Source organism: Agarilytica rhodophyticola, from assembly GCF_002157225.2.
Classification (GTDB): Bacteria; Pseudomonadota; Gammaproteobacteria; order Pseudomonadales; family Cellvibrionaceae; genus Agarilytica; species Agarilytica rhodophyticola.
Genome location: NZ_CP020038.1, coordinates 4851636 through 4873460, shown reverse-complemented (window position 1 = coordinate 4873460; position 21825 = coordinate 4851636). Strand labels below are relative to the sequence as shown.

The following is a 21825-nucleotide window of genomic DNA, read 5'->3' as shown; positions in this document are numbered from 1 at the left end:
AACCTTGGTACGTATTCAGTTAGCGTTGATAGGCGAAGTCTGGTGATGCAAAGGCTAAAAATAAACCTTCCCTCACACGCAGGGTGCCATCATCGGTCATCGGTGTCTGATTGATGAAATCTTCTAAAATATCTTGCGTTTGCTGTGACATTTGGCCAGCAAATAAGAAATCATTAAAGTGTTTAACAAGCTCTTCAGGTCTATTGGCCAATCGCTTAGCTCTGTCAAAATTTAAATTAATTTGATGGAGGCCGCTTTCTGCTCGAGTGCCGTTAAGACGACTTCCATTGATATAACTGCGCAACCGATTTTGTGCGGAAATAGCAGTCGTTTCGGTATAGATTTGGAACTCGGGTGACACCATGTTGCCGTTCTCAATAGCGCCAGGTTGGCTAAACGTGGGTGAGAAGAAATTAAATACCGAAGGCGCGGCCAGTGCTTTTTGTGCAAAGTCGCGGTTCGATTGCGAATAGCGCAAATGACCACCAGCACCTTCAGCGCCAAATGCTCGCCAAAGGTGTGTGAGTTTTAACAAAGGCTCTTTTAACTTACCAAAGTTTTGCGGATCATTCTGATAGCCCAGTAGCGCGTCGCTATCGAGTAAGATCGCTCTTACGGTTGCCTGTAAATCACCGCGTACGCCGCGGCCGTTATCATTAAATACAGATGCCACACGGGCTACATAGGCTGGGGATGGATTACTCGTCACCAAACGTTGAATTAACTGCTTACCAATAAATGGGCCGACATTTGGGTGATTAAATAAGTTATCTAAAGCCATTTCTAAATCGGTACGAGCATCCTGGTTAGCGGGCAAAACTGTGCCGTTGAGTAATACTTTCTCACCAGTATCATGGAAATCTTCATAGGGCGTCATGGGTTTGAGCAGTCTTTCACTATCGGGCCTTTCAAAGCCGCTTTGGAATCTGCGTAGATTCTCATAATTCCAGCCGGTGAATACACGAGCAAAAGCCAGTACTTCTGGCATACCATAGGTTGGAATAGATCGGTTTCTGCTATCTAACTTCTCAGTGCCATCGAGGTTTAATTCTTTTAAGCCAATAGTGAACAGCTGCATAATTTCGCGTGCGTAGTTCTCATCTGGCTGAATTGTACCTTCATCATTACCTTTACTATTGCGGCGCATACTTAAGAAGTTACCCATAGCCGGGTGCAGCGTTACTTCTTCTAATAGCTCTCTAAAATTGCCAAAGGCGTTACGAATAAGTACATCATTATAGTTGGCCATACTCCTGGCATAGCCAGTTAATGCACCGTCATTTTCAGACACAACAAGTATTTGGCTCAGTGCAAATGCCACCCGCTGGCGTAACTGATCTTCGCCATTAATAACGGTATCGAACCATGCATCTGAACGACGGAAGCTGCGTAAGAAAACAATATCTCTCGTGTTTTCGTCGATTAGCTTTTTAACAGTTTCTGTTTGATAAGTAGGCGTTGCATCAAATTGTTGCTGCAGCCAAGAGGTGTAATTGGTTGCCTGGAGAGCATCGATCTCTCTTTGTGTGGGGCCAAACGTCGTTCGCAATAAGAATCTGACCGCTTCATCATTATTTCTTGCGCGTCTTGGTGCAGGCGTTGGTGTAGCAGCCACTGGTGTCGCTGTAGGTGTCGGTGTGCCAGTGGGAGTTGCTGTAGGTGTTGTTCCTGGCGTAGGTGTTGGAGTTCCTGGTAACGGCGGTACTGTTTGTGACGGCACTGGCTGATTATCAGGGGAGTCCCCACCGGGATTAGCATCGGGGCTCAGTAAGCTCTCGCTTTCACCGCCACAGGCAACAAGACCTGCCAATACACATGCTAAGGTAAAATTTTTGCTGAATATACTAATTCTAAACATAGATCAAGACACGAGCAATTTTGAGGGATAATTTATAATACAAATATTGTTTCATATTTGTACCGAACTAGATATTAGGCTTGTCGTTTTAATCGGCTTGGTAAGTAAGTCAAGTTCGAAAGTGTAATCTGTAGCACACTTTTTATTTAATAAAATCGTATATTTTTATTTTTTGAGAGTGACATTAAAGGGGGAGCAGAGTGTAGATGCAGTTGATGTCTGCACTGATTTTATGGGGAACCATTAATGATTAATTGTTGACAATAATTAATCACCCTATTGAGTGAGTGAACACTTAAGGGGCTCTATTCGCAATTAATTAAAGATTAATTATGGCGCTTTGGAATAAATAAATGTAAAGCAAAATAAATAGGGAATAAAAGGCAATAAATGTAATCATTGTGAGTAAAGTGTAAGACAACTTTATTCACAATAATAATATATATTTATGCTAGCGCACATTAATAGCTCTTAACTTAAGAATCCCAAATCTACGTTATTAAAGTTACTGAGGTTTGGAAAAATTTCTGCTACATCAGATGCACCTAAACCATACCAGCTGGCTAATGTTGCTGCGTATTGGTCAATTGATGTGGTAGGAACTAAGCGGCCGCGGCCTGCATCTTGTAATCCACCAAAAGCGATTTCAGGCATTTCACCATAAATTCTACGGCCTTGCACCGCACCGCCCATCACTAAATGATGATTTCCCCAACCATGGTCACTACCACTACCATTACTGCTCAGCGTTCTACCAAAGTCAGCCGCAGTAAATGTGGTTACTTTGTTAGCAACATTAAGTTCTTTCGTTAAATCATAAAAATATTTCAGCCCTTTACTTAAATTAGACAGCAATTCGCTGTGGCGAGAGAGTTGATCATTATGGGTGTCCCAGCCGCCAAGGCTCACAAAAAATATTTGCCGTGACATTTTTAAAGTAGAGCGTGCTGCGATAACTTTAGCAATAGTAGAGAAAGTATCTGTTAATGCCGATGGTTGTGCCGGTTGTGTGGTGAACGTTTGTACTTCATCCAACGCGGCACCGACAGAAACACTTAACTCTTCTGCGCGACGTGCCGTCTTAGCATATTCGTTGGCATAAATATTTTGATAAGAATTGGACATCATTTCTTCAAACACTGGAATACGTGCTTCATCTCGACGTCTGTCGCGGTTGAATAAATTCATCCTGCCGACCCCTTTACGGGACATGATATAGGGTTGAGTTCTATTGCCTGACTGAAATAAATTTTGTCCGGCGACAGAAATATTCATTGAGATAGGTGAATCTTGATTATGCGCCATCATGGCGTCAGCCATTTTTCCTGCCCAACCACGGGGTCTGGGAACATCGATATCTAAACTCTGCCAAAATCGTGTTTGATTGTTATGAGAAAATAAAAAGGGCGGTAATTGCTTATTTTTACTGATGAAATTATCACGTGTGATTGGTTCAATCAGCGAGCCGACGTTACCAATAAAACACAAATCTCCATTATTATACAATTCCTGTACTTCTCTCATACTGGGGTGAACCCCATAGGAATTACCATCGGATGCTCTACCTTGTATAGCACGCACTTGTCCTTTAGGAATGGCCAGTGGGCCACGAGCATCAGAGTATTGTTGATACGCGCTGTTATCTGTTGGGATAATTGTATTGTAGCCATCGTTACCACCACCAAGGAATAAACAAACCAGAGCTTTGTAATCATTATTGGACTGGGCGAAGGCGTTCATCATTCCCAGACTTGATAAACTGGCGTAAGCACCTGCACCACCTAACGTTGTCGATACAAAAGATTTAAGAAAATCTCGTCGTTTTGATTTAAATTGGGACATTAGTGTAACTCTTTAATATTCTGTTAACGTTGATAGGCGAAGTCAGGTGATAAAACGGCAAAAAGTAGGCCCTCTTGTACTCGTGCAGTACCGTCGCTACCGAAAGGTATTTGAGTAATATATCCTGTGAGAATATCGTGTGTGTTTTGCGACATCTGGCCAGCAAATAAAAACGCATTAAAATGATCTACTAGTGCGGATGGATTATTTGCCAGGGCTTTTTCGTCACTAATACGCAACTCTATGTTGTTTATTTTGGGCGTGGTATTAATCATACCTGTAACGTAGCTAGCAAGGCGGTTTTGAATGCTGATAGTTTTGCCTTCATCATAAAGTTCAAACTCTGGTGACACTAAATCTCTATCTTCAAGTGCGCCGGGTTTTGAAAAGAAGGGAGAGTAGAAATTAAATACCGAAGGGGCTGATAGTATTGCCTGGCCTAATTCACTGCCACCTTCATCATAACGAAAGCGATTGTTATCGCCACGGCCATCAAATGCCCGCCAGATATGGATCAATTTTAACAATGGTTCTTTTAATTTACCGAAATTAACCTGCTTATAACCTAATAATGCTTCGCGATCCAGCAGGATTGCTTTTATGGTTGCTTTTAAATCACCTCTTACGCCATTACCATTATTGTTAAATACCGAAGCAACGCGAGCCACATAAGTGGGTGAAGGATTACTAGTAACAAGGCGTTGAATAAGTTGTTTACTGATAAAGGGAGCCACATTGGCGTGCTGAAACAAATTGTCCAACGCCATTTCTAAATCTTCACGTGCGGTTTGTCCCGCTGGTAGTACGGTGCCATTGAATAACACTTTCTCCCTTTGATCATGCATACTTTCGTAAGGAACCATGGGTTTTAAAAACCTATCCGGATCATCTGTTTTTGATCTGGCAAATGTTTCAAATGGCCGTTTATTGGAAATTGTAATTCCGGGATAGCTCCAACCGGTAAATACTCTTGCAAACGCGATGACTTCTTCTATATCATAAGTAGGAATTAATTTTCCGTTGCGTAACTTATTGGTACCGTTTTTATTGAGTTCATTCAGGCCAATGGTAAACAGCTGCATAATTTCGCGCGCATAGTTTTCATCAGGTTGCACGTTACCGTCGTCGCTGGCTTTTCGATTACCACGCATATCTAAGTAGTTGCCCATTGCTGGGTGTAAGGTAACTTCTTCAATCAATTCTCTGAAATTGCCAAAAGCATGACGTATTAATACATCGTAATAATTTGCCATTCCCACGGTTTGAAAGCGTAGGCCTGTATCTCTTTCTGACACAACAAGTATTTGACTCAAGGCAAAAGCGACTCTTTGGCGGAGCTGATCGTTGCCTTTCATGATGGTATTAAACCACACGTCTTTACGAAGGCTATTGCGTGTTCCCGGCGAAGTTGATGGGGTAGTATCTTTATCCACTAACCTTTTAACCGACTGTGTCTGGTATGTGGGTGTTTCTCTAAATTGCTGATTCAACCAGGCCTCGTAAGTTGTAGCCATCAGCGCATCTATTTCTTCAGCCTTAGGTCCGAAACTAGTGCGCATTAAAAATCGTGCGGCATCTTCTCTTGTTTCTGCTTTCCTTGGTGCCGCCACCGGGGCAACCGTAGCTGTTGGGATGGGCGTAGGTGTTGTATTTGGTGATGGTGAAGCAAGTGGTGTTGTCTGTGGTGTTGCGCCAGGAGAAGGTGTTGGCGTAGCTAGAGGCGAGTCAGGTAGTGGTGGTACTGTTTGTACTGGTACGGGGGTATCATTATCCGCACTGGCATCAGGACTGAGTAAACTTTCGCTTTCTCCACCACCACAAGAATATAAACCTGCTAATACAAAAGCAGTCATGAAATATTGAGTCAATAATTTAACTTTAAACATAGGTCGGTACGTGAGTAATTTTTATTATCATTGGTAATACTAATATTTTTCCATATTTTTTGAATATAACCTATGGTCTTTGTCGCCTTGATCGGCTTCACCTTAAACACCAATAATAAATTGAGAGTTTATTCACATTTTATTATTGCAAAAATTACACATTATTATTTAAGTGTAATTAATAAGGAAATTTTTTACGTGCTAAATTAATTCTTTATTAAAAATAAAAATATATTTTTAATTGTTGTTTTTTTATTTTTCTGAAAAAAAGTAAGTGAGCGCTTCTTAAGTTTAGGAGGGTTAAGAGAGTGCGGTCACCTAGTTTTTTTACACTTCTTAATTATGATTTCTCCTGTTTATTGCAAACTATTTTATATTAATGAATAAGATTTATTAGCTGTTAGTTGTCTTCTTTACATAACTTAACCGTTCTTTAATAAGATAAAATTTTTACAAAATAATAAATCTATTTATATGTTTAGATAATATAAAAGTAAGCTGCAAAACTAAAACGTAAAAATATTAATTAACTTATGTTTTTACAGCCAAGTTAAAAAGTTATGTAAAGAAGCTTTACATAAAAGTATGAGTGATTTAAGTGCGTAATTTTGGCGAATTGGTTGCTTTTCTTGCGGAGTAATTAGTAAGGAGGGCAGGAAATAATGAGAGTTAAAATATTATTAAGAGGTGTAAGTAAGCTAAACTTATGAATTTTTAGGCTTACTTACACTAATTCTAAAAAAACTGAGTTAGTTTTTCTTAGATTTTAAGAAATTTTCAAGGTTAACTTGATCTTTCACAAAGTTACGAATACCTTCAGAAAGTTTTTCTGTTGCCATCGCGTCTTCGTTATTTGAAAAACGGAATTGAGCTTCACTCTCGATAGTTTTTGCAATAGCTTCGCCACTGCTATCTGGTGATAGCACTCGTTCAAGAGTATTGTTATCGTTTTCAAGTTCGCCTAAGAGTGCTGGGCTAATAGTAAGACGATCACAACCGGCTAGTGCTTCTAGCTCGCCAGTGTTACGGAAGCTCGCCCCCATAACAACAGTTTTGTAATCGTGCTGTTTGTAGTAGTTATAGATCTTTGTTACTGACTGCACACCTGGATCTTCGAATGGGCTGTATTCTTTTTTATCTGTATTGGCTTTATACCAATCTAGAATACGTCCTACAAAGGGTGATATCAAAAATGCACCAGCATCGGCACAAGCCGCAGCTTGGCTAAATGAGAACAACAATGTAAGGTTACAGTTGATACCATCCTTTTCTAAAATTTCTGCTGCACGAATACCTTCCCATGTGGAGGCAAGCTTAATCAAAATGCGGTCTTTACCGTAGCCTGCGGCCTCATATAAACCGATCAGCTTTTTCGCTTTTTCTACGCTTGCTTTAGTATCGAAAGATAGGCGAGCGTCCACTTCGGTTGAAATACGTCCTGGAACAACCGTTAAGATTTCTGAACCGATAGCAACGGCTAATTGGTCGCAAGCTTCGCCGATGGAAGCCGCGTTAGCGAGGGCTTTATCCACTAGAGAGCCGTATTGTTCCATTTGTGCGGCTTTGTAGAGCAGAGATGGGTTGGTGGTTGCATCAATTGGCTGATAACGCTTAATTGCTTCAATATCGCCAGTATCTGCAACAACATCAGAATATTGCTTAAGCTGTTCTAGTTTATTGCTCATATCTTCCTCATAAACTTGTGATCGTATGCACATACCATTATCCGACTGATATGCTTCGAGCACAACCAAAATGCAATTGGCGATTGGGGTTTGTGGCGGTTTTTTCCTCTGACGCCTTAATCATCGCTTAGTTTTTGTCTAAAAGAGCCAGTGCTTGGCGCAGAATATCGGTGGTTGCCTCTGGTTTATTCGCATTTTCCGTAACGTAGCGACGAAATAAGCGTGCTCGAGGCTGGCCTTGGAATAAACCGAGGATATGTCGGCTCATATGGTGCAAACGCTGTCCATTATTAACGTGGGTGTCACAGTAGTGAATATAGGATTCGATAATATCCTTACGTGTAGTGGTATTTGGAGCTGACTCAAACAGTGCATGATCCACTTGGGCAAGAAAAAAAGGGTTGTTGTAGGCTTCGCGTCCAATCATCACACCATCTACATGCTTCAATAAGCTTTGTGACTGTTCAATAGTTGTAATGCCGCCGTTAATGACAATGTTAAGTGCTGGGAAGTCGTGTTTTAGTTGGTAAACATGTTCGTATTTTAGGGGGGGGATCTCTCGATTTTGTTTCGGACTCAAGCCTTTTAACCAAGCCTTCCGAGCATGCACGATAAACGTTTGACAACCCGCATCGGCCACTTTTGAAACGAAGTGGTGCATATCAGGGTAGTCATCCATATCATCCACACCGATGCGATGTTTTACGGTTACAGGGATTGTACAAGCCTCACTCATAGCCTCCACACAACGGGCTACTAGATCGGGCTCGGTCATTAAAATCGCACCTATTCTGCCAGACTGAACTCGATCACTTGGGCATCCGCAGTTTAGATTGATCTCATCATAGCCCCAGCTCTGTGCAAGCTTTGCACACTTGGCTAGTTCTTCAGGCTCACTGCCTCCTATTTGCAGGGCAATAGGATGTTCTTCGGGGTTAAAGTCTAGAAAACGGTTCTTGTCACCATGAATGATCGCACCTGAGACCACCATTTCAGTATAAAGTAAGCTTTGCTTTGAGAGTAAACGCCAAAAGTAGCGGCAGTGTTTGTCACTCCAATCCATCATGGGGGCGATTGAGAAGCGCCTGTCTAAAACCTTCATATATCCAACAGCTTGTTATCGATAAATATCTTTTCACAATTTTCGCCATTATATCAGTAGGTTACATCTTTCAATGGCGATCTAAACCGGTAGTGTACCTTATCTATAAGATAACTGTTGCATTTGGTTTTAATTGAAGTTGCTAGGACTGTTTTCCAATGTTTTAAGAGCAACGTGTTCGTTACTGCTTGCAAGTTATTAGTTCGTATGTAAACTATATATGTCGTATACGAACTAAATTCTTAAATCGAGCCCTTAAATCAGGAATTTTGATGTGGATAATCGGCTTTTTTTTCTAATTAACAAAGCTCAACACCGAATTTTTAAGTATGCAAATACAAAAAGTGAGGAAGTGTTGGGAGTGCCGGTAACCCAGGTTGCAGCGCTTCTTTATATTGCGAAGGATGAAGGCTGTTTGCAGCGGGATCTATCCGTCGCTTTAGGTTTAAAGCATCCAGCCACCACGGGGTTGATTTCCAGAATGGAGAAAAACGATTTAATCGAACGCAGAGCTTGTAATGATGATGCTCGTGCTTCGCGTATTTATCTTACCGAGCAAGGTAAAAATAAACTTCCTGTTATCTTTCCACTTATCGATCAATTTAATGAGCAGCTCATTAAGGGGTTTTCGCAAGAAGAAATAGCCGTTGTCGTGCGTTTTTTGGGTGCGTGTATGCAGGATACTACCAATAAATAATAAAAAGGTGTTGGTTATGAGCCAGTTTTTAGCAATGTACAATCAAATGGGGCCTGAGGCCTTTTCCAAAGGTGTTGAGCAAGTCGCGCCTTATTTTGCCACTATCGATCCGGAAATTACTTCTCTTAAGCCGGGCTATTGCGAAACCATGCTACGCAATCAGAAAAAAGTCCACAACCACTTAGGCACTATCCATGCGATTGCCATGTGTAATGCTGCTGAGCTGGTTGGTGGTATGGCAACAGATGTATCGATACCTGAAGGCGCTCGCTGGATTCCTCAAGGAATGACGGTTGCCTACTTGGCTAAGGCTAAGACAGATCTGCGTGTCGTCTGTGATGCTGCTGATGTGGATTTCTCCAAGCCGGGAGAAGTCGTCGTTCCGGTAGCGGCTTTTGATACGGATGGGAATAAATGCTTTACAGCAGACATCACGATGAATATTAAACACAAATAGTAGTGTTTGATGCTCTATAGAGGCTTAATTGGGGCTTGCTAGCTATCGGGAATAGCGAACAAGCTCGGCCGGATTTAAACGTAGTCATAAGGTGGGGGAAAGCGGATAATAAAAGTTGAGCCTGCGCCTTCTTTACTTAATACTTCAACTTCCGCGTGATGCTCGTTGAGTATACGTTTAACCGCTTGCATGCCGATGCCGCTGCCATTGGGTTTGGTTGAGTAGGCTCGCAGAAATAGGTTATCCACATGGCGATTAGACATGCCAATACCGTTGTCTTGAATAGATATACAGGGGCGATTTACATCCAGCCATGATTTTACCCGAATATAGACTGCGCCGGGCACGGCTGCAGCTTCAATTGCATTTTTGATCAAGTTGATGAAAAGAATCTTTAGGTCTTCTTTATCGCCCCAGATTTTGGGTATTTCATTAATGTCATAGTCGACACTGTCAATTTGTCCATCAAATACGGTAATACACTCGATCAAAAGATCTGTTAACACCACCGGCTGCTCTTTGCGACTGCGATGTCCTTGGAATACACTTGCCATGGTTGTTATGAGCTTCTGAATGCGACTCACCTGTTCGAGCACTACGGCATTCTGTTTGTCATTGTCATAAACATTATTTGAGATTACACCATCGATAATCGATAGTGGAGCCTTGATATCATGATGATAGTGATTCATAAGGTCTAACAATGACAGCGTCTTCTTTGCATCATTCAGATCATTGTGAACCTCGTCAATCTTGCTAATCTTGACAATGGTAGGGCCAAGTTCCGCCGACAGCCATTCGAACAATACTAAATCGTCGTATGAGTAATAATCCTCATCTAAAGGTCTTCCTAAAAGGATAACCATCAGTAGCCTATCCTGATAATTGATACTAATGAATCCTAAAATATCGTTTTTTTCCAATGATTCCCGTGTATATCCCTCGCATTCATCCACCGAGGTAAAGCCCGAGCGCCGGCGACATAAGCCGATCATGTTTTCATTAAACATTGAATCTTTGATAAATTCTTTGCTTTCAACGAAGTTTTCCTGGATCAAAGTATTGTTTTCTGAGTTAACTGAAAATGAGTAGTAGCTCGAAAGATTCATGTTTTCAGAAAAGATGTAATGCAGTACTTGCCCAAATGCGAGGGAATCGAAGCTTGCCTCAAGCATTAAGCGGGAGTTTTGTTTTAGCGTCTGATGGTCATATTGCATGCGCGACACAAGCTTTTTGGTTTTAAGCAGTGCCCAATCTCTGTACTTAGGATAAATTTCTAATACTAGGTAGACAAAAACAGCCATAATAACGATGTGGCCGGTGGCATCGGAAGGTTGTTCAAATAAGGAATTAATAAAGAAGTATCCCCACAAAATGACCGCCACGGCTGCAGCTTTTACCAAGCCTACGCTCATAGCCGCTTTGATATCCATTAAGTGGTGTTGGATGGTTGCATAAAATAGCAGACCAATGAAGAGCATATTAATGGTTGCACCTACCAATTTAAGATAAAACGGATAGCGCAGTAAAAGCATACTTAATAAGCCTAATGATAGCGTGCCCAATAATACGATGAGCAACCATTTGATTCGTTGCTTTTCTCGGTGCGTAGCGTTGTTAAAACGCTTGATGCCCAGCGCAATGCAGCTGATCAGACACGCTATAAAGAGAAGTGAAAAAGCATTATAAATTGCATCTGGCTTAGGCTGGTAGCCGTCGATAACTCGCTCTAATTCAGAGGGAAAAACAAAAAAGTTCAATATGCACAATAATACGCTCGTGGCAAAGCCAGGAATAATAACAGCGTACAAAAAGCGTATTGACTTATTACCAATTAAATACCATGTGAGTAGTGTTAGGCTGGGAGGAATAAGAAACATTCCCCAGCGAGTAATATGAAATAACGTGTTAAGGGTTTCAAAGTCAGCCACTGAGCCAAGAATAAATAGCTCTAGTGACCAGCATCCCATACTCACTGCTACCAGTGACATCGGGCGGGATGCTGGAGCGTTTTTACTAGATAGTGCTATAAATGCAACACAAAAATCAACAAACGCCGTAGCTAAGTGGTGAGTCATTGAAAACTTTCCGTTTACCTAATTTTTTATCTAATCTTCTTCGAACACGCTCAATATCATCACATACCATCAGCGCAGTCTTGAATTTAAGGTGTGGATAAGAGCGGGGCTCTGATGCTAGCTCAAATCCAAACATTGAATGATTATACTGAATGTGTTCCTCTCGCACAGCTGCAACGAGATATTTTGCTCCTTGATCCAGTGCGGCATTGACTACATTTGCATACACCATAAACCTTGCCGTAATACCTCCGCGCCTCTGAAAATGCGGTGCGATCACAAACTTATTTATTTCTAACATCGTATTGTCTAAACCGATGGAATTATCAATTTCTTTCTCGAATACTTCCATTATAGGTATAGTTTGGTCGCTACCAGGAGTATACATACACGAGCGTATAGAGGCTATTGCGCGTTCTTGATAGTGTTCCCTATGGCCTTCTTTATAGCTTTCCTTATAAAAAGTTAAATAAGAGGTGCAATTAGGTTTATCATCGAATTCATCGAAAAACAGTTTGCTATCATTGGCTTTTATAAACCCTTCTGTGCTGTAGCTTTGGTATCGCAGTCTAAACACTGTATCCAACAGCGGTCCGTAGGCTCGCTGATTGCTATATTCATTAATTGTTTTTGGATGAGCATATTGCTCCGCCGCAGTGTGTATATTTTCCTGAGAGTTATTCATTCTAAGCACCTAAGTTTCTAATTGTATTTTTGAGAGTATGATCGTTTGATCAAATTGTGACGCTAAAATACATAATAGGTACGTGCAAATGTCAAATAAAAGATAGGTAAATAGGTGTTTTTCTCGCACTTCATACGATTTAGAAGTTTTTTTTAAGGCTGTATGACGAAAACCACTAACGATAATGGATGCACCAGTTTGGAATAATTTAGGCAGAGAAAAATATGCAATGGTTAAAACACTCAAAAAAGTGTTTTTTAGCATTGAAAAAGAATTAATACACGAAAATATAATGATTTAGGTGACATATCTGCAGAGAGCATATACAAACAATGTGTCAGTTTAAAAAGCGGTAACATAAAAAACCAAGAGGCGATGTTATATTGCCACAACTTTAATAAAGCTCTTGTTGTTGTATTTACAATAATTAAAATAACCGCCCTATAAAGTTGCAAGAGATAACCCCCAACATATATGAGCAGTAAGTATTTCAAAATAATACATACATCTGATTGGCATCTTGGCCAGCACTTTTTCGGTAAAAGCCGGAAGAATGAACACCATCAGTTCTTAGCATGGCTAATTAGCACAGCAGTAGAAAACGCAGTGGATGCAATTATTGTGGCTGGTGATATCTTTGATACGGGAGCGCCACCGAGTTACGCGCGAGAGTTATATAACCAATTTGTTGTAAATCTTCAGAAACACAACATTCAGCTTGTTATATTAGGTGGAAACCACGATTCTACGGCAACCTTGGGCGAATCAAAATCTCTGTTGGCTCATTTCAATACCCATGTTGTCCCGGGTGCATTTGCTGATCTTAACCAGCATGTCATTGTTTTGAATGATGCACTAGATGAGCCTCAGGCAATTGTTTGTGCGATACCTTATTTGCGACCACGAGACATTATTCATAGTCATGCAGGAGATAGTGGTCTTGAAAAACAGCGTAATTTGCAGCAAGCCATTGCGGATCACTATCAGCAAACATACCACATCGCCCAGCAATATCAGCAAGACATTTTGCAACAGCATAATAAAAGTGTACCAATTATTGTTACTGGTCATTTGACAACTGTTGGTGCAAAAACCTCAGAGTCAGTACGGGATATTTATATCGGCGCTCTAGAAGCATTCCCCGCATCCGCCTTTCCTACAGCAGATTATATTGCCCTTGGCCATATTCATAGAACACAAAAAGTTGCAGATTGTGAGCATATTCGATATTCAGGCTCACCAATACCTCTCAGTTTTGATGAACTAGGCAAGGCTAAGTCTGTTTTATTGGCTTGTTTTGAAAATGGAACTCTTGTAGATGTGCTTAATAAACAAGTGCCAACTTTTCAAGCCATGTATTTACTTAAAGGTGATTTAAGTACTATCGAGCTTGAGATTAAGAGTTTGGCTCAAAAGCACCAGTGCGAAGCTAATGCATGGTTGCATATCGAGGTCAGCACCCAAGACTACTTGAATGATTTGCAGCAACACATCCAAGCAATGATTGCCGATTTACCTCTAGAAGTACTTGTGCTTCGCAGGCAGCGTCCACTTCGTCTGCACAGCTCCGGAGCGAAAGCTAAAGAAACTTTGCAAGAGCTAAGTCCCCATGAAGTATTTGAGCGTCGTTTGGCGTTAGAAAATTGGGATGTTGAGGAAGAACAAAATAGAAAGACACGTATTAAGCGCGCTTTTGACGAAATACTGGATTCGGTAAACCGACAGATAATGGCCACTGAGGAGGATGAAACGCCTGAGTCGCACGATAGTGAGCAAGAACAGGACGGCGAGCAAGTAAAGAAAGGAAAGCGAGAGGAGAGATCGAGCACATGAAAATATTAAATTTAAGGCTCAAAAATATTAACTCGCTAAAAGGGGAGTGGAAAATAGACTTTACTAAGGAGCCTTTTGCTAGCAGCGGCCTTTTTGTTATTACCGGCGCTACTGGTGCGGGCAAAACAACTTTATTGGATGCGATCTGCCTTGCTCTTTACCACCGTACGCCGAGACTAAATGAGCCTTCTCCTGCGGATAAAATTATGACTCGCTACACGGGTGAGTGTCTTGCTGAAGTGGAGTTTGAAGTAAAAACAAAGCGTTATCGTGCGTTTTGGGAAGTGAAGCGTGCAAAATTAAAAGTAGATGGGAAAATTCAGCCGACTAGAGTTGAACTGGCCAGTATAAATAATACAGATAATAATGGTGAACCAGAACAATATGTTCGTGGGGATAAAATCCTGAGTGATAAAATCAGAGATAAAGAAAAGCTAATTGCCGAGATTACTGGCCTGGATTTTGGTCGTTTTACTAAGTCCATGTTATTGGCGCAAGGGAGCTTTGCTGCGTTTCTCAATGCGCCTGCAGGCAAACGTGCTGAATTACTTGAACAAATAACAGGTACAGAAATATACGGCAGTATTTCACAGCAAGTGTTTGAACGTTTTCGTCAAGAAGAACGTCAATTACAGCTTTTACGAGATCAAAGTGACACCGCAGAATTATTAGATGAGCAAGCGCTTGAGGAGCAATATGAAACTAGGGCCAAGCTAGAGGAAGCTGTTGCAAATACACAGCATACTTTACGTGATCAGCAAAAAAAAATAATTGCTTTAGAGCATCTCGATAACTCAGCAGTATCCTATCAACAAGCGCTTAGGTCTTGTCAACAATGTGAACAGCATATTATAGCGCATCAGCATGAGCTCGACCGTCTGCAAAGAAATGAACCTGCAGAAAAAATTCGAACACTTTTTTTAGTAGTAAAAGAAGTAAACGAAGAATTAGAAAAAATTAATAGCACTATAAAAGAACTACAGCAAAAAGAAATGTCTGTAGAGCAAGAGCTCTCTCAGTTACTCGCTAAGAAGCAAGTAAACCAAGAAAAGTATAACAATACTCAGCAAGAAATAGAGCGATTTAATACGCTTGTAAGCGATCAAGTAATCCCTCTGGATGAAAAGATAAAACAGCTACAGAGTCATTATCGTGAGCAGCTAAAAGAGCAGAATGAGCTGAAGGAGCAACTTAACAAACAGAGTACAATTTGTGAGAGCACATTAGATAAGCTAGCACAGGCGCAAGAAAGCTATGCGGCTGCCGAAACTTATCTAAACGCTAACCAATCTCATCAACATCTACTGTCACAGATCCCTCTGTGGACAGCTAAATGTGAACAGAGAAACAATATCAAGCAAAATATTGATCGAAGAGAGAAAATATTAGAATCGCTAAGGCAGGATCTTAAAGCGCTGGCAGCCACGACAAATGACAAGCAAGAGCAAGTGCAAGTAAAACAAAAGCAGCTCGATAATGAACAACGCGCCGAGGAACAATGGCATGGTAAATGGTTAGCTATACTGGATAGTGAAACAGAAGAAGATATAAAAAATAGTATTCGACGAACATTGATTTTGCAGCCTATTTTATTTGAGGCGCGACATACCTTTCAAAATTTTTTAAGCGCTCAAACGAAATTTTTTGAACAAAAAGAATCTCTAGAAACCACTTTAGTTAAAGCGGCTAAAGCCGAAACTGTGGTAGAGGGACTGCGCAAAAATTATAAACAGCAGCAGAAGCTTATTGCCGAAATTGAGCGTACCATAAAATTTGAGCAACAAGTATATAGCTTGCAGGATTATCGAGATAAGCTTCAGCAAAATGAAGCATGTCCTCTGTGCGGTGCAACTGAACACCCTGCTATAGAGGTATACAACAATGTTAACAGCTTAGCTAGCGAGCAGCGCCTCGATAGTGAAAATGCTATTTTATTTGAGCTTGAAGAAGCAGGCAAAAAAGCCAGTGAAGAATATGCCGAGTTAAGCAAAGATTGTAAAGTGATGGAAGCTAATCGACACAATATCCAATTGGAACTAGATGAGCTTAAAATTCGTTGGTCTCAGCTCAATCCACAATTAGCACTATCTGCGCCACTATGTGTAGAAAATGAGGCTGTGATTACTGAGAGTTTAGTCGCAATTCAAGATAATATTAGTCGCGCTCAAGAACGTGCAGATGCTATTGCAGTACTTAAGGAAGAAGGACAGACTAGAAAAAACAAGAGCAATAAACTAAAACAAGATCTGCTGCTTACAGAAAACGAACACCAACTTCTACTGAAACAACAAGAACAGTTATTATTGCAGCAAGGGGAGCAACAGCTTCACATTGAAGAAGATCATCGCGTTCTGCATCAGTTAGAGGAGGCTCTTACTCAGCAGCTTCGAGAACAATATCAATTGGCTTTGCCAGCAACGCAAGAGCAAGATAATTGGCTGCAGTTACGTAGGCAAGACAGTGAGCAGTATCAAATACAACTGAAGCTATTTAATTCATATTCAAAAGAAATTATTCAGTTAGAAAATGATAGTAAAAATGCTGAGCGAGAAGCTCAACAAACAGAAAATGATCTTAACTCTTTGAATGCTAAACTGCTGGACACTAAATCTCAGTTAAAACAAAATGAAGATGAACGATATCGTATGTTCGGTAATAAAAGTGTCCAACAGGAGCGAAATCGTTTATCAACGCTTTTATCTGAGTGCCTGAAGCATTTAGAAGAAGTTTCTGCAGTTTTAGAAGAGCAGCAAACATCTTGTCATACTTATCGTATTCAATTATCTGAAAATCATAGTAGCAGGCAAAAATATCTACAAAAACAAGAGCAGTCCAAATACCAATGGTCGCAGGCGCTCGCTGACAGTGTTTTTGATAATGAGGAAGCATTTCTGTCCGCGTTACTGAGCGATGATGAGAAAGAACATTTAACTAAGCTTAAAAATGAATTAGACCAGCAACTTGCAAAGGCAAAGACACTACAGCAGCAAGCCAAGCAAACTTTTGATGAGCTTTCAAATAGTACTGATACAGAACAAACCGTCGATCAACTAAAGCGAGGGGTTACAGATTCTGAAGTAACTATTACCTCTTGTAATAAACAGCTAGGTGAAATAGAACAGTTACTTAAAGCTGATATATTAAGGCGACAAGAACAGAAGTCCATCATTGCCAAAATAGTAGAGCAGCAACAAGTGTATGATGACTGGGATACACTCAAGAGTTTAATTGGCTCTTCTGACGGTAAAAAATTTAGAGTATTTGCCCAGGGCTTAACTTTAGACCATCTCATCTATTTAGCGAACCAGCAACTGACTCAACTCCATGGCCGTTACCAGCTTGTGCGAAAAGTAGAAGAAGCTTTGGAGCTTGAGGTGATGGATACTTGGCAAGCGGATTCCTTGCGCGATACTAAAACTTTATCTGGTGGGGAGAGTTTCCTAGTGAGCCTGTCTCTCGCTTTAGCTCTATCAGATTTAGTGAGTCATAAAACACGTATCGATAGCCTATTTTTAGATGAGGGCTTTGGTACATTGGATGCGCAAACTCTCGAGATTGCGCTAGATGCATTAGATAGTCTCAATGCCAGTGGTAAGATGATTGGTGTTATTAGCCATATAGAAGCGTTAAAAGAACGCATTCCCCTGCAAATTGAAGTAAAAAAAATGAGCGGTTTAGGAATAAGCTGTCTCAATAAGCGCTATGCTGTGTCAGAAACATAGCGCCGGAAAAATAGTGCCGGTGTTATAGGAGTATATATGCGGCTACTCACTCAGTAGCCGCTAAAGAGATTTATGACAAGTTTTAAGTTTTTTCCCGCTACCACACCAGCAAGGATCATTTCTCCCTAATTTTATCGCTGGTAATATGTCGCCTTGAGTATAAAACCATTGTTGTTCAAAAATAAATTGGGACTTTTCATGTAATTGATCCACGTTGGTCACAGTGTCAGGAGTATTTTTGGTATGGTAAAAGGCGACAAACTCTACCCAACCAATGTCTTTACGCCCTTTCTGTAGTCCACTATCGATAACTTTTAAGCTCAGCCATTGAGTTGTGTTAATCGTACTTTGAATATGATGCTGAGTGTTTTCTGTTATTTTGGATGGATGTAGAGTTTTGAGTAAATAATCTGCTTGTTTTTCGACAAAAGCCGTGTAGCGTGACCTCATCAATTGTTCAGGCGTACGCGGCAAACTTTGCTGGTAAATGAAAGGGCTACAGCATTGAATATATTCTTTTTTACTCCCACATGGGCAGATGGTAGGCACTCTTGTACTCCTTATGTGCTGTCTTGTAACACTCTATATGTTCTGTTAAGTCTGGGTGATGTCGATATCTAGTATTATTTTACTGTTGGCTGAATACCTATTCAATATGAGTCGCTTTTATTCTGTTGTATCGTATAGCTTTTAATGCTGACAAAACAAAGACCCCCTAAGCTCACTTGGGTTTTCCGGCTTCAAAAAAAATAAAAATTGCTATTTTTCATGTTTTACAAGCAAAATTCTAAACGCTATTGCACAGCTCAATAGGTATTGTTAAATAGATATGACAGGGTGTATGTAAGTTTCGAGGGAATATACTTGATAACTACTATAAGTTTGCCCTGAGAATATCTACACAGAAATATAGTTTTATGATCGATTGCTGCATTTTTGATTTAGATGGCGTTATTGTCGATACAGCCAAATACCATTTTTTAGCTTGGAAACGACTGGCTGACCAGCTCGATATTGTATTCACTGAAGAAAATAATGAGCTTTTAAAAGGCGTCAGCCGTGTTGAGTCGCTCAACATTATTTTGCGTCTTGCTGACAAAACTCTTACGGAAGAAGAGAGAGTCAGCTGTCTGGAAAGAAAAAATACATGGTACCTTGAATACATCCACCGCTTAGATCGTTCGGAAATATTGCCTGGTGTGGAAAAATTAATCACTGAAATTCGTGGCCGAGGTATAAAGATTGCTTTGGGGTCTGCGAGTAAAAACGCTGTCATTATTTTGCAACAACTTAAGCTAATGGATATGTTCGACGTGATTGTTGATGGCACTCAAGTATCACAGGCCAAACCAGATCCAGAAGTATTCCTCAACGCGGCTAAAGATGTCGATATTGACCCACAAAAATGTCTTGTTTTTGAGGATGCGGTTGCCGGCGTTGAAGCAGCCCTTAATGCAGGTATGTATGTTATTGGCATCGGTTCAGAGGAAACTCTACATCAAGCAAATTTTGTCCTTCAGGATTTACAAAACCAAACATTAGATCAGCTTATCGAACGGCTTTAAGTCTGTTTTATAAGCCCATAGAGCATTAGTTACAAAGATGCATTTAATTGGGAAGTAATAATGAAAAATTATATTCAGCATGACCCATGGAAGATTATTGAAAATGATTTTGACCCTGCGGTAAACCGCGTATCTGAGAGTATTTTTTCAATAGGTAATGGAAAGTTTGGCCAACGGGCTAACTTTGAAGAATCCTATTCAGGAGATTCTCTACGCGGCAGTTATGTGGCGGGGGTATATTACCCTGATCCAACTAGGGTAGGGTGGTGGAAAAATGGTTATCCCGACTATTTTGCAAAGGTAATTAATTCCACAAACTGGATCGGTATCGATGTTTGTATTGATGGTGAGCAGCTAGATCTTGCCAAATGTGAGATAGAATCTTTTAGTCGTACTCTCAACATGAAAGAAGGTTATTTGTTGCGTCGTTTTGTCGTATCTTTAGCTTCTGGGAAACGTGTTGAAGTTGTTGCTAAGCGCTTTGTTAGTATCGTCGACACTGACAATGGTGCGATTAAATATAGTGTTAAGCTACTAAATTTTAGTGGTACAGTTGAGTTTTCTCCTTACTTGGATCTAGATATTTTTAATTCTGACTCCAATTATGATGAGAAGTTTTGGCAACAGAAGTCTCACTATGTGGAACCTGGACTTGCTTATATTTGCGGTGAAACACTCAAGACAGGTTTTACACTGGGTGTGGCAATGAATTACCAACTCGTTTGTGGTGATAGTGAGGTGGTAAGCACTCCAGAGCTAATTGAAAAAGATAAATACGTTGCTAATAAAGTAAGCGCAACCTTAGCCGAAGGTGAAGAAGTAACATTTTATAAATACGCGGCTATTATATCCTCGCTTAACTGCCCTGTATCCGATATCGAAGGTTTTGCTAAACAATCTGTAGCTGATGCCAAAGGTAAAGGTTTTGAGACAATGTTAGCGCAACACGCTGCCGCGTGGGCCGACAAATGGTCGACAGCCGATATACGTATTGAAGGCGATATTGCTGCCCAGCAAGGTATTCGCTTTAACATCTTTCATATGAATCAAACATATACAGGTGAAGATGAGCGTTTGAATATTGGCCCGAAAGGTTTTACGGGTGAAAAATACGGTGGCGTCACCTATTGGGATACAGAAGCCTACGGTGTTCCCTTTTATTTAAAAACGGCAGACCCTAAAGTTGCCCGCCAATTGTTAATTTATCGCTATCATCATTTAGAAAATGCAATAAAAAATGCTGAAAAGCTTGGGTTTAACAGTGGCGCAGCGCTTTACCCTATGGTTACCATCAACGGTGAAGAATGTCATAACGAATGGGAAATTACCTTTGAGGAAATTCACCGTAACGGTGCTATCGCTTATGCTATCTACAATTATATTAATCATACGGGAGATGAGGCGTATCTTGCTGAGTATGGCCTTGAAGTATTGATAGGAATTTCCCGTTTCTGGTGCCAGCGTGTGCAATGGTCGAAAAGGCGCAATGCTTACCTTATGCTTGGTGTTACGGGGCCAAACGAATACGAAAATAACGTCAATAACAACTGGTATACCAATTATATTGCCCGTTGGACAATGCAGTACACGCAGCAAGCGCTAGCAATTGTTAAACAACTTGATGGACAACGCTATCAGCAGATTATTGCCAAAACCAAGCTGAATGCTAAAGAAGACGAAACCAGTGTTTGGAGTGATATTTGCGAGAAAATAGCACTACCTGTGGACGATGAAACGGGTGTCTTTATCCAGCATGATGGTTTTATGGATAAAGATCTACAGCCGATGTCTGCTATCCCCAAAGAGCAATATCCTATTCATCAACATTGGTCATGGGACCGTATTTTGCGTTCGTGCTACATTAAACAAGCGGATGTTATGCAGGGTATATATTTATTTGAGAATGAATTTGAGCGCGACACAATTAAGAAAAATTATGATTTTTATGAGCCACTCACGGTACATGAGTCGTCGTTATCGCCTTGTATTCATTCAATTTTAGCATCGAGCTTAGGCTATCAGGATCTTGCATATAAATTTTATTTACGCACATCGCGCTTAGATTTAGACGATTATAACAATGATACCAGTGATGGCCTGCATATCACCTCAATGGCGGGAACCTGGATGTCCATTGTTGAAGGTTTTGGCGGTGTGAGGGTCGACAATGGTGTACTGAGTTTGAAGCCTTTTATCCCTGAAAACTGGGATTCCTATGCATTTAAAATGATATTTAGAGGCGTAAAACTGAATATTATGGTGAGCAACAACGATATTATCGTTGAAAACGAATCAGAAAATGCGTGTGAGCTTAACCTATACGGTGAGATGAAAAAAATCTTACCCAAATCAAAAGTACAGCAGGAAATTAACTATTAGACAGTTAGATTAAGAGTTGCCTGAGTCAAGACAATA

General features: G+C 40.6%; 14 protein-coding genes. 6 read left to right on the top strand and 8 right to left on the bottom strand.

Annotated features, from left to right (window positions below; translation table 11 throughout):
* Positions 1 to 19: 19 nt before the first annotated feature.
* The 5 genes from BVC89_RS20110 to dusA form a co-directional block, all read right to left on the bottom strand.
* Positions 20 to 1858, bottom strand: coding sequence for a DUF1800 domain-containing protein (locus BVC89_RS20110; RefSeq protein ID WP_086932915.1), 1839 nt, complete (start codon positions 1856 to 1858; stop codon positions 20 to 22).
* A 471-nt stretch (positions 1859 to 2329) separates the two neighbouring features.
* Positions 2330 to 3700, bottom strand: a complete 1371-nt coding sequence (locus BVC89_RS20100; protein WP_086932914.1) for a DUF1501 domain-containing protein — start codon at positions 3698 to 3700, stop codon at positions 2330 to 2332.
* Positions 3701 to 3723: 23 nt separating this feature from the next.
* On the bottom strand, positions 3724 to 5586 hold the full coding sequence (locus BVC89_RS20095) for a DUF1800 domain-containing protein (RefSeq protein ID WP_086932913.1): 1863 nt from the start codon (positions 5584 to 5586) through the stop codon (positions 3724 to 3726).
* A gap of 749 nt (positions 5587 to 6335) precedes the next feature.
* Positions 6336 to 7271 carry a transaldolase gene (gene tal, locus BVC89_RS20085; RefSeq protein WP_086934689.1) on the bottom strand — a complete coding sequence of 312 codons (936 nt, stop codon included), beginning with the start codon at positions 7269 to 7271 and terminating at the stop codon, positions 6336 to 6338.
* A 127-nt stretch (positions 7272 to 7398) separates the two neighbouring features.
* The gene (dusA, locus tag BVC89_RS20080; RefSeq protein ID WP_086932912.1) at positions 7399 to 8373 is read right to left on the bottom strand and encodes a tRNA dihydrouridine(20/20a) synthase DusA; all 975 of its coding nucleotides are present in this window, start codon (positions 8371 to 8373) and stop codon (positions 7399 to 7401) included.
* Between the two features lie 274 nt (positions 8374 to 8647).
* Here dusA and BVC89_RS20075 point away from each other — a divergent pair, with 274 nt between their 5' ends.
* The gene (locus BVC89_RS20075) at positions 8648 to 9070 is read left to right on the top strand and encodes a MarR family winged helix-turn-helix transcriptional regulator (RefSeq protein WP_086932911.1); all 423 of its coding nucleotides are present in this window, start codon (positions 8648 to 8650) and stop codon (positions 9068 to 9070) included.
* A 16-nt stretch (positions 9071 to 9086) separates the two neighbouring features.
* A complete protein-coding gene (locus BVC89_RS20070; RefSeq protein WP_086932910.1) occupies positions 9087 to 9527 on the top strand; it encodes a hotdog fold domain-containing protein in 441 nt (146 codons plus the stop codon).
* Positions 9528 to 9601: 74 nt separating this feature from the next.
* On the opposite strand, the gene BVC89_RS20065 is transcribed toward BVC89_RS20070, so the two are convergent.
* Entirely contained in the window at positions 9602 to 11605 is a 2004-nt protein-coding gene (locus BVC89_RS20065) for a sensor histidine kinase (RefSeq protein ID WP_086932909.1), read from the bottom strand.
* Positions 11574 to 12290, bottom strand: a complete 717-nt coding sequence (locus BVC89_RS20060; protein ID WP_086932908.1) for an N-acyl amino acid synthase FeeM domain-containing protein — start codon at positions 12288 to 12290, stop codon at positions 11574 to 11576. Before BVC89_RS20060 ends, BVC89_RS20065 begins: the two co-directional genes overlap by 32 nt.
* Before the next feature lie 474 nt (positions 12291 to 12764).
* Here BVC89_RS20060 and sbcD point away from each other — a divergent pair, with 474 nt between their 5' ends.
* Entirely contained in the window at positions 12765 to 14123 is a 1359-nt protein-coding gene (sbcD, locus tag BVC89_RS20055; RefSeq protein ID WP_086932907.1) for an exonuclease subunit SbcD, read from the top strand.
* Positions 14120 to 17845: an SbcC/MukB-like Walker B domain-containing protein gene (locus BVC89_RS20050; RefSeq protein WP_086932906.1), complete on the top strand. Its 3726-nt coding sequence runs from the start codon at positions 14120 to 14122 to the stop codon at positions 17843 to 17845. The genes sbcD and BVC89_RS20050 overlap by 4 nt, the downstream gene beginning before the upstream one ends.
* A gap of 60 nt (positions 17846 to 17905) precedes the next feature.
* Here the strand turns inward: BVC89_RS20050 and BVC89_RS20045 are convergent, their stop codons facing one another.
* On the bottom strand, positions 17906 to 18394 hold the full coding sequence (locus BVC89_RS20045; protein ID WP_086932905.1) for a YchJ family protein: 489 nt from the start codon (positions 18392 to 18394) through the stop codon (positions 17906 to 17908).
* Positions 18395 to 18762: 368 nt separating this feature from the next.
* Between BVC89_RS20045 and pgmB the strand changes: the two genes are divergently transcribed.
* Positions 18763 to 19410 carry a beta-phosphoglucomutase gene (gene pgmB / locus BVC89_RS20040; protein WP_086932904.1) on the top strand — a complete coding sequence of 216 codons (648 nt, stop codon included), beginning with the start codon at positions 18763 to 18765 and terminating at the stop codon, positions 19408 to 19410.
* 60 nt (positions 19411 to 19470) lie between these two features.
* The gene (locus BVC89_RS20035; protein ID WP_086932903.1) at positions 19471 to 21789 is read left to right on the top strand and encodes a family 65 glycosyl hydrolase domain-containing protein; all 2319 of its coding nucleotides are present in this window, start codon (positions 19471 to 19473) and stop codon (positions 21787 to 21789) included.
* The last annotated feature ends 36 nt before the right edge of the window (positions 21790 to 21825 follow it).